The organism is bacterium (genome assembly GCA_022763185.1).
GTDB lineage: Bacteria > Bdellovibrionota_G > JALEGL01 > JALEGL01 > JALEGL01 > JALEGL01.
Genome location: JALEGL010000002.1, coordinates 14,627 through 31,486, shown reverse-complemented (window position 1 = coordinate 31,486; position 16,860 = coordinate 14,627). Strand labels below are relative to the sequence as shown.

The 16,860-nt window shown below is 34.2% G+C and carries 16 protein-coding genes and 1 pseudogene; 8 read left to right on the top strand and 9 right to left on the bottom strand.

Going from position 1 to position 16,860, the window contains the following annotated elements:
* Nucleotides 1-2 precede the first annotated feature (2 nt).
* A complete protein-coding gene (locus tag MRY82_00305) occupies nucleotides 3-668 on the bottom strand; it encodes a hypothetical protein (protein MCI5071370.1) in 666 nt (221 codons plus the stop codon).
* A 58-nt stretch (nucleotides 669-726) separates the two neighbouring features.
* On the opposite strand from MRY82_00305, the gene MRY82_00300 reads away from it, so the two are divergent.
* Both MRY82_00300 and MRY82_00295 read left to right on the top strand, forming a co-directional pair.
* A complete protein-coding gene (locus MRY82_00300) occupies nucleotides 727-1,776 on the top strand; it encodes a hypothetical protein (protein ID MCI5071369.1) in 1,050 nt (349 codons plus the stop codon).
* Nucleotides 1,777-1,848: 72 nt separating this feature from the next.
* Complete coding sequence (locus MRY82_00295) at nucleotides 1,849-2,247, top strand: hypothetical protein (GenBank protein ID MCI5071368.1); 399 nt, start codon at nucleotides 1,849-1,851, stop codon at nucleotides 2,245-2,247.
* On the opposite strand, the gene MRY82_00290 is transcribed toward MRY82_00295, so the two are convergent.
* Genes MRY82_00290 through MRY82_00270 form a run of 5 tightly spaced genes read right to left on the bottom strand, consistent with a single transcriptional unit; the run spans nucleotide 2,217 to nucleotide 6,426 of the window.
* A complete protein-coding gene (locus MRY82_00290; GenBank protein ID MCI5071367.1) occupies nucleotides 2,217-2,771 on the bottom strand; it encodes a GNAT family N-acetyltransferase in 555 nt (184 codons plus the stop codon). The two genes, MRY82_00295 and MRY82_00290, sit on opposite strands and share 31 nt — an antisense overlap.
* A gap of 13 nt (nucleotides 2,772-2,784) precedes the next feature.
* A complete protein-coding gene (locus MRY82_00285; GenBank protein ID MCI5071366.1) occupies nucleotides 2,785-3,366 on the bottom strand; it encodes a hypothetical protein in 582 nt (193 codons plus the stop codon).
* Nucleotides 3,356-3,703 carry a hypothetical protein gene (locus MRY82_00280; protein ID MCI5071365.1) on the bottom strand — a complete coding sequence of 116 codons (348 nt, stop codon included), beginning with the start codon at nucleotides 3,701-3,703 and terminating at the stop codon, nucleotides 3,356-3,358. Before MRY82_00280 ends, MRY82_00285 begins: the two co-directional genes overlap by 11 nt.
* A gap of 18 nt (nucleotides 3,704-3,721) precedes the next feature.
* Entirely contained in the window at nucleotides 3,722-4,942 is a 1,221-nt protein-coding gene (locus MRY82_00275) for a hypothetical protein (protein MCI5071364.1), read from the bottom strand.
* Nucleotides 4,943-4,953: 11 nt separating this feature from the next.
* Nucleotides 4,954-6,426, bottom strand: coding sequence for a hypothetical protein (locus MRY82_00270; protein MCI5071363.1), 1,473 nt, complete (start codon nucleotides 6,424-6,426; stop codon nucleotides 4,954-4,956).
* Nucleotides 6,427-6,887: 461 nt separating this feature from the next.
* On the opposite strand from MRY82_00270, the pseudogene MRY82_00265 reads away from it, so the two are divergent.
* A pseudogene (locus MRY82_00265) lies at nucleotides 6,888-6,971 on the top strand (histidine biosynthesis protein HisIE).
* Between the two features lie 264 nt (nucleotides 6,972-7,235).
* Here the strand turns inward: MRY82_00265 and MRY82_00260 are convergent.
* Nucleotides 7,236-7,568, bottom strand: a complete 333-nt coding sequence (locus MRY82_00260) for an integration host factor subunit alpha (GenBank protein MCI5071362.1) — start codon at nucleotides 7,566-7,568, stop codon at nucleotides 7,236-7,238.
* 244 nt (nucleotides 7,569-7,812) lie between these two features.
* On the opposite strand from MRY82_00260, the gene MRY82_00255 reads away from it, so the two are divergent.
* Entirely contained in the window at nucleotides 7,813-8,499 is a 687-nt protein-coding gene (locus MRY82_00255; GenBank protein ID MCI5071361.1) for a DUF255 domain-containing protein, read from the top strand.
* 1 nt (nucleotide 8,500) lies between these two features.
* Here the strand turns inward: MRY82_00255 and ligA are convergent, their stop codons facing one another.
* Complete coding sequence (ligA, locus tag MRY82_00250; protein ID MCI5071360.1) at nucleotides 8,501-10,549, bottom strand: NAD-dependent DNA ligase LigA; 2,049 nt, start codon at nucleotides 10,547-10,549, stop codon at nucleotides 8,501-8,503.
* 147 nt (nucleotides 10,550-10,696) lie between these two features.
* Here ligA and lat point away from each other — a divergent pair, with 147 nt between their 5' ends.
* Genes lat through MRY82_00235 form a run of 3 tightly spaced genes read left to right on the top strand, consistent with a single transcriptional unit; the run spans nucleotide 10,697 to nucleotide 14,202 of the window.
* Nucleotides 10,697-12,055 (top strand): L-lysine 6-transaminase, encoded by a 1,359-nt coding sequence (gene lat, locus MRY82_00245; protein MCI5071359.1) that lies wholly within the window; start codon nucleotides 10,697-10,699, stop codon nucleotides 12,053-12,055.
* 32 nt (nucleotides 12,056-12,087) lie between these two features.
* The gene (locus MRY82_00240; protein ID MCI5071358.1) at nucleotides 12,088-13,701 is read left to right on the top strand and encodes an aldehyde dehydrogenase family protein; all 1,614 of its coding nucleotides are present in this window, start codon (nucleotides 12,088-12,090) and stop codon (nucleotides 13,699-13,701) included.
* A gap of 9 nt (nucleotides 13,702-13,710) precedes the next feature.
* Complete coding sequence (locus tag MRY82_00235) at nucleotides 13,711-14,202, top strand: CAP domain-containing protein (protein MCI5071357.1); 492 nt, start codon at nucleotides 13,711-13,713, stop codon at nucleotides 14,200-14,202.
* A 206-nt stretch (nucleotides 14,203-14,408) separates the two neighbouring features.
* Here the strand turns inward: MRY82_00235 and MRY82_00230 are convergent, their stop codons facing one another.
* Nucleotides 14,409-15,569 carry a deoxyguanosinetriphosphate triphosphohydrolase gene (locus tag MRY82_00230; protein ID MCI5071356.1) on the bottom strand — a complete coding sequence of 387 codons (1,161 nt, stop codon included), beginning with the start codon at nucleotides 15,567-15,569 and terminating at the stop codon, nucleotides 14,409-14,411.
* Nucleotides 15,570-15,621: 52 nt separating this feature from the next.
* Here MRY82_00230 and MRY82_00225 point away from each other — a divergent pair, with 52 nt between their 5' ends.
* Complete coding sequence (locus tag MRY82_00225; protein ID MCI5071355.1) at nucleotides 15,622-16,854, top strand: OmpA family protein; 1,233 nt, start codon at nucleotides 15,622-15,624, stop codon at nucleotides 16,852-16,854.
* The last annotated feature ends 6 nt before the right edge of the window (nucleotides 16,855-16,860 follow it).

Genomic DNA, 16,860 nt, shown 5'->3' with positions numbered 1-16,860 from the left:
TCTTATGTGAATAAGCGATAGGTTTCTGGATAATTTTGACTGGCTTCTGCCTCAATGCTTAACCATTTTTCATAGGTGTCCTCTACCAAGTCATGATCAAATATTTTTTTGGCTTCCGTAATGTAAACTTGTGCATGGCCTTTTTCACCCAAAGAAAGTCGTTTAAAAAACATTTGCCACTCTGGCTCTGGATGGTGAATGGCCAATAAACCAAAACGTTCCATACCTCGGGTTTCAATCATGCTGTTGATCATCAAATGGTCCAATAAACGTTCTTGACCACCTTCTGCTGCGCGTCTGTGCATGTATCTGGCATACCTACACTTTTCATCAGCTTGTAGGGGGTAGCCGAGCTTACGCATTTTTTCAAACACCAAAGCAAAATGCTCAATTTCATCTTGAGCGATTTGCACCGCAACTGCAACCAAACTCAATTTATCTGGATAACGTACCACCAACTCCATAGCAATAGAAGCAGCTTTGCGCTCATTAGAAGCATGATTGGCTAAAAATAAAGGAAAATCATTCAGTACTGCCTTTACCCAATGCTTGGATGTATGGTGTTTTAAAGGAATTCCTTGTATAAGAGCTTCAATCGCAGAAACATCCACTGTTTTTGCAAGCGAAGAGGAAGAAGTTTTACTGATGTTTTGTGTTGCCTTTGTCATACCTTGTTTTAATGAAAGAGATTGGATAGGAAGTACCCTCGCCAGTCTGCAAGCCAGTATGAGATATACTGTTTTACAAAAAAATCAAGTGCATGCAGTATTTGTGATCAATCATCCAAAACATGCAAGCAAAGAACATTTAAAAAACAATCAAGACAGTTTAAGCTATCTTAATATTTTTCAAAACCAAGCCAACTTTACCCTTCATATCTTGCATGAAGAGCAGGCCTTGCTTCACGGTGTGGGCCAAGCTAGAAAAATAGGCATGGACTATGCCTGCCAGCATATCTTACCTGATGAACCACAATCTTATCTTGTTTCTTTAGATGCCGATACCCCTCTGCATGCAGATTATATCCACCAATTACAACAATTGCCGGCACAGCAAGCTTGGTCCAGTTATTTTGAACACCCTACTTTACAGTTAAGCCCTAGAGAAGAAGACTATAAAATAAGATCTTATGAATTGTATTTACGCTACTTGGCCCAAGGTTTAAAATATGCAGGATCAGCTTTTAGCTATATCCCTATAGGCAGTGCTTTTGGTTTGAGCAAAGAGCTTTATTTAAAATCCGGTGGAATGGTAGAAAAAGACGCTACGGAAGATTTTCATTACCTCAATAAATTAAGAAAAATAAGCCCCATTGCATATTTACCACAATTAAAAGTTATACCGGCTGCAAGAAAATCTAATCGGGTTTATTTGGGAACTGGTTTTTATTTAAGTCAAAATGATCAAGCTGTTTGGCTACCAAAACTGCAAGCTTTTACTGAGCTTAAGTATCTTCTATATGAAGTTAAAAGTTTTTGGCACACTCAACGCTTGTCTTTGCAAAGCTATTTAAATGATAAGCAACTAGAACATGTTAAAAAACTAGAAATAAAATTGAATAAACAATTACAAAACTGCAAAAGCGAACAGTCTTTTACCAAAAGAATTCCGCAAAGTTTTGATGCCTTAGAACAAGTGCGTTTTTTAAAGTTATCTTCATATCAAGAGAACAGCTGTTTAGATGAAAATTTTTTAAACCATGCTTGTAAACTTAAAAATATTGAAAAAAACAGCTTAAAATATGTTTTAAGTTATTATAGAAAACTTAATTATTAAAAACAATTTCAGATCTTTAAATTAAATAACCATCATTGACACAGTGCATTTTTTTTGCTACCAGTTTTGATCATGAGTAATAAATTTATATACATAATGATTTTAACACTAACTGTTCTTTATAGTAATATAACACAAGCAAAAGACTTTGATGACCTTTCATGCGACTATATCGTAGTAATTAGTGGTTTAAGTGCAGAAAGTGCTATATCAAAAAAAACAGTCTCTAAAGATATTTCAACGGTATTAATTGATAAAAAAATCACCTTAGATCATAACTCTTCACTTTGTCCGAGTTTTGTTGATATTCTAACACCAGAAAATGAAACTCTTTTGCGATTAAATCTTGCAGAATATAATGATCAAAAATCTAAATGTTCATTTAGTTCACAATATTTGGAGGTGGATCCTAATAATTCAAACAATGTTATTAAGCTACTTCATACGTTAACATGCAGCAATAAAAACTGATCTCGACTGATCTCATATCTAAACGCATCGGCGGGACCGGTTTTTAATTTAAAATAATTTTTTACAACTCCAGCTTTATACATTGTGCACTTTTCCATGACTTTGGCAGAAGCCTTATTTTCTGTATGGCATAAGGCAAAAACAAGAAGGACATTGAGTGCTTCAAAACTATGTTTTAATAAAGTCAAAGTCGCTTCGGTTGCTATACCTTGCTTTTGGTAGTCAGGGTTAACCGCATAACCAATATTGGCCACTTGACTGTGTTCACAGACTTTTCTTAAAGAACAACCGCCAATAAGTTTTTGGCTAGATTTGAGTGTGATCGCAAATTCATACTCATAGGCATTCTTATTTGAATTTTTTAAAATACAGTCCTGAACAAATTTTTTTGAATCTTGCTCGGTATTGGGTCCCCATACATCGTATTGCGCAAAATCTTTCAGTTTTGCATAAGCATGAACGCTTGACCAATCTTCTTCTTTATAAGGCCTTAATAACAAGCGTTTTGTTTCTAACAAGAGCATGAAAATAGTATAGCTATATTTTATGAATGATGGCAAATCCCATGGAGCGGTTTTCTAACTGATATTTGGCTTGAAAATTTGTTGTATATGCAAAAGGTTCAACCACTTTAAAGCTAAACTGCTCCACAAAATCATTCATGAATAACTTTTTTACATCTTCAAAATACTCCAAATAATCTGTAGCAAAGTAAATACAGCCCTTATCTCTGAGTATTGTATGAAAGTGTTTGATATTATCAGTACTAAAAATTCTTCTGGGCAAATGCCTGCGTTTTGGCCATGGGTCAGGAAACAAAATATGAATGGCCGCTAAACTTTTATCTTCAAGGTATCCGCCAAAAAGTTCTTCCGCATAGGCATGAATCAATACAACTTGATCATTGAGACCTAACTTTTTATGAACTTTTTCTTCTGCTTTTTTAAACCATTTGATGGATTTTTCTAAGCCAATAAAATTTAAATCCGGCCTATCTTGCGCAATTTCCTTAAGATAACGACCCTTGCCAACCCCTATTTCTAAATGAATATCTTGGGTTTTAGCAAAAAGATCTACAAAATTTAAAGGTTTCTTAAGTTCATCTAGACTATGAATCATCGTCTTCTTCAGATTTTAAACTCGCAAAACTTTTTCCAAGTTTTTGTGCATTTTGCTGTAAAAGATTAAGCTCTGAGTTATTGCTTTGATAACCGTTATCTGAACAGGCCCGGTACAAGAACAGATCACCTTGCTCAACAGCATAACGAACAATATCATTTAAATAAGCCTGCTGTTTATCTTTAGATTCCAGCTTAGAAATATAAGCTAAGGCTTCATGAAAAAACTGATCTTTTATAGCCTGCTCAACAATGGCTTCTATTTTTTGTTGGCTGATTTTAACCGCCGTATAAAGAATTTTTTGTTTTTCTTGCCATTTGGGAAGTGTCCACTGCATAATGGCCAGATAATCTTTTCAAGATGATTTGTCAACTGACACCGAGTATTTTTTCTGTATATATCTTAAGAGATCTTGCCTGTTGTTGGTCAGTTTTTTAAGCCTAACTTGTTCCGTCAAATCATGCAGAGCTTTTCCGATAAGTTGGTGATACTGTGGTTCCTGCAAAATATTTTTAATATCTTCTCCATTAATTGATAAATCAGACTGAGCAAATAGTTTTTGCTGCTTAAGCATTAATTTAAGCTCTTTAATATAATCACTCTCATACCCCTCATATAAGAACTCGTAGATTTGTTGCCAGTCATCAAGACGCAGGGGTTCTAAATTTAATAAAAATTCATGCTTTAAGCTTAAAGATTTTTTAGACGGCTGATAATACTTTAAACAAAGTTGTAAGTGTTTAAGTTTATGTTGATATATTTTTTGCCATGACCATTGCTGTATTGTTTTGGATGTTTGATCAATATTATTATTTAAAACCTTTAACAGTCGACACACCGCTTGATAGTCCTTAGATAAAACTTTGGAAAAGGCCTTTGAATTAACTTTTGTATGTTGAAAAAAGATAGATTGTGTAAGTTGTGTTTGATTGCAAAAATCTAAGGCTGTGACGCTGCTTTTTGCTTCAAATATTTTTAAAAATTCTGCACCAATTCTTTCCTGGCTAATTCTGGTGATTTTTGTTGATAAGTTTTTGGATGCATCGACGATATCTTTTGCTATTTTTAAGTTAAGTCTCGTTGCAAAGCGAGCTGCTCTTAAAATACGTAAATAGTCTTCACTGAGTCGCTCTTTTGCCAAACCGACTGTGTTTAATTGCTTTGCACTGAGATCTTTTAAACCGTTGAATGGATCAATCAACTTATGTTTTATATAATCATAAGCCATAGCGTTTATGGTAAAGTCTCTCCTTTGAAGGTCATCATGAAGGTTTTTACTAAAAGAAACTATTTTTGGATGCCTATGGTTATCATAATCTGATTCTATCCTGTATGGCGTAACTTCTATGGAAAAAGGATTCTTAAAAATACTGATGGTTCCATACTTTTTATTCTTAAAAATTCCTTTTGGAAAAAGAGATAACAACTGCTGTGGGTTTGCATTGCAAGCAATATCCCAATCATAGGTTGTTTTGTTGATCAAACTATCTCTGACAGCGCCACCTACAATATAAGCTTCAAAACCATGGGCAGTCAGTTTTTTTAAACAGGCTGTTACATCGTTGGGTATAGCCATGAACATAATTTTCACTTCTTCTTTTTAGAATCTTTTTTCTTAAATAAGCCTGCAAAGGGTAATTTTTTTTCACTTTTTTCTAATTTAAAAATACCGGATGAATTCGCTTTATTTTTAACAAGTTGGGTTTTTAACCTCATAACTTGTTTTTCTAACAATAGATCTTCTGGATCATTTTTTAATGCTGCAACTAAAATAGACAACTGTTTTTTCTTTTTACCTACCATTTTGTAGTATTGTGCAAGGGTCAGTAGAACTTCTTTATCTGTGCTATCAACTTCTAGCATTGCGTGTAACTCTTGACCTATTTTTTCTGAAGGTTGTTTTTGATTTCTCTCGCAAAAATACAAAACAATTTCATACATAAAAACTTTAAATTTATTATTTTTTGGAGCAAGCTCTATAGCTTTTTTAACTTTTTCTAAAGCTTCATTAAGCATATTCTCAGTAAAGAAAAATTTAGCTTCTGTATAAAGCAAACAGCTTTTAAGCTCTGAATCTTCTTTTAAGGTATAAGCTTCATTATTGTTTATGGCTTTATAATAAGCTTTACTCTGCTCTGGAGAAGTTAATATATAAAGTGACTTAATCAGATTGTCGTAAAATTTTTTATAATTATGCTTTGAAAGGTTTGAAAAAATATCATATCGTTTTATGAGTTTAATTGTGTTTTTATATAGAATGGCTTCAGATAAATTTCTATCTGCACCAATCAAAATATGTGGAGGGGCTTTTAATAGACGCTCTACTTGTCTTTCTTTTAAGTCGTCAACTGTATTTAAATCAAACTCAGACTTTGATATTTGCGAAGCTTCAACATCTGTAGCTTTGGTGTTTTGACCGATAAAACCTAAAATAAATAAAAAATAAAGAAATGTATAGATATCTCCTGATTTTTCAGCAATATGCAAGCTCTCTAAACTTTGTTTTTTTTGATTTAGTAAATCAAGAACTTTTCTGAAGTTTGTTTTTAATTTTATATTGGCAAAGATATCTTTATGATGATCAGAAAGATAAAGTTCTTGCTGCTTATCAATAAGATCATTTTTTTGAGCATATTTTTCAATAAACCTTAAAACAATTGGAAATGTTTGAATATCAAAACTTAATGGAGATTGAAGTTGTTCTTTTTCAACTGTAATATTTTCATAGCTTTCAAAAAATGTACTGTATAAACTTTCCTCTACAATTTTTTGTCGATTTAAAAAAATATCTTTTGCATTCAAAATATTGTTTTTAAGAATGTACTTTTGCTGCTCATCAATAGTATTGAAAGCTTCAAGGTCTTCAATATCTTTTTTTTTTAATTGAATCTGACTGAGTAATATTTCTAAGAATAAGTTTTTATCATCATGACTATGAGCAAAAATGATCTCACCATATTTAAAAAACAATTCTTTTTGCTTTTCTTGCGATCTTAATGTGACTTTGCCAGAAAATCTATTGATAAAAATGCTGATCAGTTTATTTTGTAACTTATTCATGCAACAGTAGATAGTATAAGCTAAATATTAGCCTTTGCCTATACAATCTTAAGTTTGTTTATTGAAAATAGTCACACAACTTTACTTTCATTAATGCTATAAAAAAATAATACTCGGGTGAGTTACAACAATAAATGTAAAAACATTGGATAAATTGTTGTAAAGATAATTTTTTTTTCTTATAATAAAAGAATCTAACATTAACCTACACAATTAATTTATGGAGATTTATAATGCCAAAGAAAAAAGCAACGAAGAAGAAAACAACTAAAAAAAAGGTGACTAAGAAAAAAGCCAAAAAGAAAGTAGCCAAGAAAAAAACAGCTAAAAAGAAAGTAGCTAAGAAAAAGACTAAAAAGAAAGCTGCCAAGAAAAAAACAGCCAAAAAGAAAGTTACTAAGAAAAAAGCTAAAAAGAAAGTAGCTAAGAAAAAGACTAAAAAGAAAGCAACCAAGAAAAAAGCTAAAAAGAAGGTAGCTAAGAAAAAAACTAAAAAGAAAGCTGCTAAGAAAAAAACAGCTAAAAAGAAGGTAGCTAAGAAAAAAGCTAAAAAGAAAGTTACCAAGAAAAAAACAGCTAAAAAGAAAACAAGCAAAAGAAAAAAGTAAGTTTTTAAGTAAAGACCTACTTTGATTAAACCCTCTTTAAGGACTTATCTTAAAGAGGGTTTTTTGTTATATGAGAAAAAATTTTTTAAAACTACTTTTATTCAGACAGATATTTTTTTAAGTCTATAAAGCAACAAGATGATTTAGAATAATCAAGTCAGTTTAACTGTAAATTTATAGGGAAAAATTTAGAATTTTTGCTTACTCATCTTCATCAGCAAACTCATCATAACCATAAGCCCGCTCAGACTCTTCTTCATCAAGAATATCTCTAAGTACTTGACTGGTTTTAAAGGTTACAACCCGTCTTGCAGAAATTTCCATAGCTTCACCGGTTTGCGGGTTTCTTCCCAGCCTAGCTTTTTTATTACGAACCAAAAACGATCCAAAACCAGAAATTTTTAAAGACTCTCCATCAATTAAGCAATTTTTCATGGTATCAAATAAAAACTCAACAACATCTGTTGCATCCTTTTTGGGCAATCCAATTTTTTCACAAATTTCTTCTACAATCGTTGCTTTGGTAAAGGCCATTTTATCTCCACGTGTGTTGTCATTGGTTTATTATGATAATCGTAAGTATCTAATATATTTATAATATGTTTGAATGAAATAAAAAACAAGTATTTTTTATCAAAAAACAGATATAAATGCTTGAATTCATATTCTTTTTTTTATTTATCTAAAAAAGATTTCGTAAACTGTTTGAACATGATTTATAATAAAAACTAAATGTATTCCAATAAGATAAAGCCTTTCGTCTGGACAAACAACAATAATGATCAATAATTTTAAGCACTTAACCATACCTTTTTATATTATTGTTGTTTTTACCTTATGGTACTTACAATCGGAACTGTACATCAACGCTATTTTTTATAAAGTTGCGATAATATATTTCTTTTATGTTCTGTGGCGTGAAACAGAACCTTTATTCAGTACTCTTAAAGTTAACCCTTCATTCAAAAAAAAACTGGTCTTTGGCGTAAAAATGTTTTGGGCGAGTTTATTTTTTTTGGCTTTGTACATTTTTATTTTTCCTCAAGTTTCAGTTCTTATCAATAGTAAACAAAAATATGCTGCTGCAAAACATAACAATGAAATTCAATGGCATAGTGCAAAAGAGCCTGCTTTTAAACAAGCAAGAGCAGAAAACAAACCTTTAATTATAGAATTTTTTGCTGATTGGTGCATGCCCTGTAGACAAATGGAAATCAATACTTTTTCTGATCAAAATGTTCAATCCATGATTGGTCAAAATTATATTCCTCTTAAAGTAGATGCCACTCAACCGAATAAACTTTCCAACCATATGATGCGTACTTTTAGAGTGAATGCTTTCCCAAGTATCATTCTATTGGATCAACAACAAAACAAACAAAAAAGATTAACTGGTTACATTGATGCGTATCAATTGAAAAAAGCACTCCAGAGTTTTTTAGAACAAAATTATCTTGAATACTAATTTATGAGTGTTGGATCATTTCTTGAAGGTTTTTTTCATTAATGATGCGTGTTCCATACTTTTGAGCTGCAGAAAGTTTATTCTGCCCTACTTTTTCTCCTGCTAAAAGATAATCTGTTTTGCTACTGATACTAGAGTTGACTTTGCCACCCAAAGACTCTATTTTTTCTTTCATTTGATCGCGAGAAACACTCAGTGTTCCAGAGATACAAAAAATCTTATCTTTAAAAGAAGGATTTGTATCCTCTGGCTGGTTTTGAACATCTTTTGGGTTAATGCCCTGATCAAGTAAGGTCTGCAATAGCTGTTTAGCATAGTCTTGATGAAAATATTTTTTAATGGACTCAATCAGTTTTGGACCAACACCATGGATATGTTCTAATTGATCAAGTTGATCAGTGATTACATATCTTTCCCATAAAGACTTTAGACTTTTTGTTTCTTTTGCAATTAACTTGGCCACAACATTACCCATCAAGGGTATGCCAATAGCAGTTAATACTTTAGCATAAGTAATATTTTTTTTAGCTTCGGTGATTGAATGGATTACATTTTGAGCTGATTTTTCTCCCATGCGCTCTAAGTCTTTTAAGTCATCAACATTTAATGCAAATAAATCACCTGGATTTGTGATTTTTTTGTAATTTATCAATTGATCTATCAATGAAGGCCCAATGTTCTCAATATTAAATGCCTGTCTTGAACAAAAATAACGAACAGATTCCTTAAGCTGGGCCTGACAATTAAATCCATTTAAACAGCGTACAGCGACATCTTCTTCAAAGAGTTTGCCCACTGGGGAATGACAAACAGGACATTTTTCAGGGATTTTGATTTTTTTAACTTGCTTAGAACGATTTTCAAGGTCAACTTGCATAACTTTAGGAATAATTTCACCTGCTTTTTCTATCCATACAAAATCATTTAATCGAATATCTTTGCGTTGAATTTCTTCAAAATTGTGCAGACTGGCTTTGGATACGGTAGTCCCTCCCAGCTCTATACTTTGTAAATCAGCAACAGGAGTTAAAACGCCTGTCCGCCCTACTTGAAAACGTACATCCAAAATTTGAGTATAAGCTTGTTCACTTTCATACTTGTAGGCAATGGCCCATTTAGGATATTTGGCCGTAAATCCAGCTTCTTGTTGTAATTTAATTTGATTAACTTTTATAACCAAACCATCTATTTCATAGGGTAAACTTTCTTTTTTTTCTTTCCATAGCTCAATAACATCAAACAACTCGTTTATTGTTTTGCATATACTGTAATCTTTATGACTAGGAAAACCGAGTTGTTTTAGTTGCTCTAAATTTTGGGCATGGGTTTGGCCTATTAGTGTTTCATCACTCATAAGATGGTAAAAAATAGCCTTTAAAGGCCTTTTGGCTGTGATTTTTGCATCTAAAAGTCTTAAAGAACCTGCTGCAGCGTTGCGCGGGTTTTTAAAAAGTGATTCTTGTTGTTGCATGCGTTGTTGATTAAGCTTTATAAAATCACTTTTATCGATATACACTTCCCCTCTTACTACCAACTTTTGTTTATTGAAACCTTGCCTGAGTTGTAAAGGAATAGAGTTTAAAGTCTTTAAGTTTTGGCTAACATCCTCTCCTACCCAACCATCACCACGAGTTGCCCCTACACTAAAAATACCGTTTTCATAGATACATTCAATAGCCAAACCATCAATTTTGGGTTCACACACATATTCAAGTTCAGAATTGGCTTCCAAACCCAGTTGATCTAGCAAACGTTGATGAAAATCGCTGAGTTCTTCCTTAGAATAAGTATTATCCAAAGACATCATTTTTTCTGCACGGGTCACTTTTGTAAAGTTATCTAAAGGCTTCCCCCCAACTCTTTGTGATGGCGAATCCGGGCCAATTAACTCTGGGTAGTTCTCTTCTATACTGATGAGATCTTTATACATTTGATCATATTGGCGATCACTTATTTTTGGATCATCCAAAACATAGTAAGCATAATTATGTTCATGCAATGCGGATTTTAATTTTTTGTACTGCTCAGATACAGATTTGGGTAAGGCCATAACTAAAGCCTAAATTAACCAAGCTCTTTTAGAAAGACAATGAAAATCGTTTTTAAGCCAGTTAAATGCAAATAATCGCTAGTTTAAAAAACAATGTTTTTCTGAGCAAGTTTGACCTTCATAAAAGAGCGCTATAGTATACGCTTCATGTTAAAAGAAATATTTACCCAGCCAGAATCAAAAATAAAAATAGACCCTAACAATGTTCATAAAACGCTTAGTCGTTATATTTTAGCCGATGGCTTGCCTATTGTTTTTGATCAAGCCAATAGTCATGGTGCCTACATTCGTGATGCTAGAACCAATAAAGACTATTTAGATTTGTTTTCTTTTTTTGCCTCACAACCCATTGGATTTAATCACCCAAAACTCAATACAAAAGCTTTTAAGGAAAAGTTGGGTGAGATTGCCATTCATAGACCTTCTTTGTCTGATGTCTATACACAAGATTTTGCAGCAGCTATAGAAACATTTGACAAAATTGCCAATCATCAACAAGCATTCAAGCATTTCTTTTTTATTGAAGGTGGTGCCTTAGGTGTAGAAAATGCTTTAAAAGTCGCTTTTGATTGGAAAGTCAGAAAAAATCAAGCAAAAGGCATAAGCGGTGAAGTTGGGAGTAAAGTCATTCACTTCAAAAAAGCATTTCATGGCCGTTCAGGGTATACTTTGTCTTTAACCAATACCCACGATCCTAAAAAATACATGAACTTCCCTAAATTTACTGATTGGCCAAGAGTCACACCTCCTGCCCTTAACTTTCCCCTTAATGAAGATAACCTACAAGCATGCATTAAAGTTGAGCAACAAGCACTTGACGAAATTAAACAGGCTTTAGATCAAAATCCCAATGATATTGCAGCCCTTATTATTGAACCCATCCAAGGTGAAGGTGGAGATAATCATTTTCGAGATGAGTTTTTTGTAGCCTTAAGAAAACTGGCGGATGAACATGAGTTTATGTTGATTTTTGATGAAGTTCAAACAGGTTTAGGTTTAACCGGTAAAATGTGGTGTTTTGAGCATTATTCAATCAAACCTGACATTATTGCTTTTGGTAAGAAGGCTCAAGTTGCCGGATGTGCTGTTTCAACGCGAGTAGATGAAGTTAAAAACAATGTGTTTGAACTGTCTAGTAGAATCAATTCTACTTGGGGCAGTAACCTGGTAGATATCATGCGTATGCAAAAAATGTTAGATATTATTCATGAGGATAAACTTCTGGATAATGTTAACAGCATGGGCCAATACTTTATGACGCAGCTTCAAGATTTTGTTGATGCTAGCCCTCATTTAAGCAATCTAAGAGGCAAAGGTCTAATGATTGCCTTTGACTTTAAAGACGCCGAGCAAAGAGATGCCTTTAGAGAGCATGTTTTTAATCAAGGTGCAATCATGTTAGGTTGCGGTGAAAAAAGTGTGCGTTTACGTTGTCACCTAGACTTTACGCAACAAAATGCAGATCATGCGCTTCAAATCTTTAAAAAGGCTCATGATCAACTTTAATTTTAAATTGAAACCAGCAAGAAAGATCAATCATGTTAAATTATACTGACTCAGAACAATGTAACAATCAATATGGCAAAACCATTGTCTGTAAAAACATCATCATGGGTGAAGATATCACCAGTGATGCAAGCTTTGATTCACGCAACCCATCAGACTTAAGAGATATTGTGGGGCAAGTGTATCAAGCCAGCGATGATATCATTAAAAATGCTGTAGATGCCGCCAATCAGCAAAAAAAACTATGGAAAAACACACCTGCGCCAGTCAGAGCGCAAGTAATAGGTAAACTTGGTGAGTTATTGACAGAACATAAAGAAACTTTATCTTACCTGGTAACACGTGAAATTGGTAAGACCTTAAAAGAAGCGCGTGGAGAAGTGCAAGAGGCCATTGATACCTGTCACTTTTTTCAAAGTGAAGGTCGGCGTTTGTATGGACAAACGGTTCCTTCTGAAATGCGCAATAAAGAGTTATACACTTACCGACGTCCCTATGGTGTTGTTGCTATTATTACACCCTCAAACTTTCCAATCGCGGTAGCTTCATGGAAGTTTATTCCAGCATTATTGGCCGGCAATACAGTTGTTTGGAAAACCCCTCCAGAAGCACCTGCTATTGCCTATGTCTTTGCTAAATTATGTAGCCTTGCAGGCTTACCTAAAGGTGTTCTCAACGTTATTCATGGCAATGGTGAGGTAGGACAGAAACTCTTGGATTACGTGGATGCGGGTAAAATTGATAAAGTTTCATTTACCGGTTCTACTCGAGTTGGCAAAATAGTGGGTGAAATCTGTGGCCGTAATTTACATAATCCTTCTTTAGAACTTGGCGGTAAAAATCCTTTGATTATCATGGAAGATGCTAACTTGGATTTGGCCATTGAGGGTGCTTTATGGTCATCTTTTGGTACAGCCGGTCAAAGATGTACATCAGCAGGCAATATTATTGTCCATCACAGCATTGAACAAGAATTTACCCAACGCTTTCTTGAAAAAGTAAAACAAATTCACATAGGCAACCCTTTACTGGATGAAACAGCCTTGTATGGTCCAATGATTGAAGAGCATTATATGACTCATTTTTTTGAACACTTTGAACAGGCTAAAGAAAATAATGGACCAACTTTGGCCTATGGCCAGCAAAGAATTACCCAAGATAATAAACCTCATACTTTCAAGCATGATCCCCAACAGGGATTTTATGTCTGGCCAACCGTGTGGACAGACGTCAAGATTAAGCATTGGATTGCTCAGAATGAAGTGTTTGGACCTACCGTAGGAATATTATCGGTAAAAGATATCAATGAAGCCATTGATGTTGCTAACGGAACAGCTTACGGTTTGTCATCAGCAATTTACACCAATAACAGAATGTATGCTTACCAATTTAAAAATGAAATTGAAGCCGGTATGAGCTCTATCAACAATTCAACAACCGGTGCTGAAGCCCACCTTCCCTTTGGTGGAAGAAAGTCTTCTGGTAATGGTACCCGTGAATCCGGTATCTGGGTCATTGATGCTTACACTGAATGGCATGCGGTCAATGATGAGATGTCTGGAAAATTGCAGTTGGCACAAATGGATACTGAAGGTTTGGATCAGACACAAAACTCTCAACTGGATTTAAATGATATTATGCCGTAAAATGAAGTGATGATTTTTAATTCTTGTAAAGGTCACATTTTATTATTTTTTGCGCTGATTTTATCTTTGGCGGCATGTTCAAAATCATCCTACCCGTATCCAAGCTATGCCATAACACCTGAAGAACAGAGCAGTATAGATGATTTTATTCTGCGGGCCAATCAACACCGAGAAAATATAGGTTGCACGGAAGATTTAATCTGGGCTGATGATTTGCATACTGTAGCTCAATTGCATAGTTTAGACATGCAACAAAACAGCTACTTTTCTCATGTCGGTTTAAATGGTGATCAGTTTTGGGATAGATTGACCAATTATAATGTTTTTTATGTTGAGGCGGCAGAAAACATTGCCATCAACTCCATGCAAGGCATAGATGTTTTGCAGGCGTGGATTGATAGTCCAGGCCATAAATTCAACTTAGAAAACTGTGATTATACCCATCATGGCGTAGGACTCGCGTCACCTGGCGTATGGACACATGTTTTTACCCGCCGTTAAAAAAATATCTGGTACATTTGCTCTTTCGATTAGGTCTATAGTTATAGCAATAAAACTTAGGACAATAGCTTTTCAAGTAAGAAAAAATACTACTTGTACAATGAGTTTTGGTTGGCTTTGTCTGCCAACTGTTTGAACCGGTAAAGATGCATTTTTTTTACGCCCGAATTCTATGTTTTAATGACTATTCTTTTTAAAGAAGCCTATTATACTTTAGCTTGAGGATTAAATAACTTCACATGCTCTTGTGTTGCAAATCTATCGGTCATTCCAGCAATATAATCACATACCATTCTTGCTGTGTTGTTGGGTTCAGGGTGCTTTTGTATAAAGTCTGATGGAATTTGCCCAGGTCTTTGAAAAAAAGTATGAAACAAGTCTGTAATAATTCTTTTGGCTTTTTCTTCCATTCTGACCACACGATAATGCGAATACAGTTTTTCTCTCAAAAATATTTTAAGTTTTTGATTGTTCTCATAAATTTCAGAAGAAAAGCCCGCTATGGATTGATTATACGCACGAATATCATGATAGTTTTGTACCCCACTGTTTTTAATATTCTTTTGTGTTTGCTCAATCAGATCAGAAACCAAAATACTCATCATACTGGAAATGCACACATATTTATTATCGGGCCAAGCTACATCTGGATATTTTTTTTGTGCTGATTTTTCAGCCATTTGCCACAATGAAACGCTTCTTAGATCTTCAATATCAATCATATTAGAAGCCAAGCCGTCATCAATATCATGATTATTGTAAGCAATTTCATCAACATAATCAATGAGCTGCGCCTCTAATGAAGGATGTTCTTTAGGTAAGAGCTCACTTGGAATTTTATCTTTTTGCCAATTGGCTGAATGCTTTATAATGCCTTCTCTAACTTCAAAGCTTAAATTTAAGCCCCTAAAATTGGGATAGCGCTGCTCTAAAACGTCGACAATTCTTAAGCTTTGCGCATTATGCTCAAAACCACCATAGTCTAGCATCAATTTTGCCATCATATCTTCACCGGCATGACCAAAGGGTGTATGCCCAAGATCATGCGCTAAGACCAAAGCTTCAATTAGATCTTCATTGAGTTTTAAGGCTCTGCCTACAGTTCTACCAATTTGTGCAACTTCAAGACTATGGGTTAACCGTGTACGGTAATGATCGCCTTCATGGTTCACAAAAACCTGGGTTTTATACTCCATTCTTCTAAAAGCGGCACAATGTAAGATACGATCACGATCACGTTGAAATAAACTTCTATGTTCAGCAGAATCTTCGGTAATTTTTCTGCCTTTAGAATGTGCTGTTTTAACGGCCAACTCTGACAGCTGATTTTCATAATGTTCAAATATGGGTACTGAGTTCAAATTCATTTTGCTTTATTTATCCTTTGCCTAAGCTTTACAAGTAATATATACGATGAAAATGCAAAATAAAACGAAACAATACTCAATTTTGTTATTTTTTCTGTTATTTTTTCCATTTTTAAGCTCTGCTCAAGAGCAAAGTCCTTCCAAACCAGAAGTATCTGAAAGCTCATATTTTTACAGACCTGAGCGTGGTTTTACGTTTTCGCCCAGCTTTGGCGCCTATTATGAAGGATTTGAACAAACCTTCACATCAAATAGTGATCGATGGTCAAATATTTGGGCTTATGGTTTCAGATTAGGTTATGTATTTAGTCCTGCTTTTGAAGTTGAAACCAGTTTTATGTACAGCAATACTAGAAGAGGCGTCAATAGACAGACTGTTTACTTATATGGTGGGCACGCTTTGTACAACTTCAATTTTTTTCATGATCAATTTGCGCCATATATTCTTGCGGGTGCCGGCAATTTAAGCATGGTGAATCAATTTGCATTCAATTATTATGATTTCTCTGCTTATTATGGCTTAGGCTTACGTTATTTTTTAAGTCCTAAAATGGCGGTTCGTGCAGAATTTCATGCTATCAATAACTTTGATAAATCACATACAGGCTATTGGTCTGGCCTTCTCCTAACCGTTTATACAAACAGTTCTTCAAAATACAAACAGGTTAAAAAAGTAGATAAGTCAACTCTAGACTCTGATGGTGATGGCATCATGGATGACAAAGATAACTGCCCTTTACAACCTGAGACAATCAATCAATTTGAAGATGAAGATGGTTGTCCAGACACTTTGCCAAAACATATGTTGGACTCCGATGGCGATGGTATAATGGATGATCAAGATCAATGCCCTCTTCAACCGGAAACAAAAAATGATTATCAAGATGATGATGGTTGTCCGGATCAAGTTCCTAATGACTTAAAAGCTTTTGTTGGACGCATAGAAAATATCTTCTTTGAGTTTGACTCAGCGACCATTCGTAAAACCAGTTATGGCCACTTGAATCAGTCCATCAAAACCTTGCAACGTTACCCAGATTTATTTGTTCTTATTGAAGGTCATACAGACTCAATAGGTTCACATGAGTACAATGATAAATTGTCTTTGGCTCGCGCCAAGAGTGTTAAAAATTATTTAATTGAGCGTGGTTTAGATGCTAAACGTCTTGCCGTCAAAGGCTATGGATCTAAAAAACCCATGGCTAACAATGATACTGATGAAGGTAGAGCCCAAAACAGACGAATTGAATTTAAACTGCTGACCAAACCCAGTAAAACCCAATAATTTTCG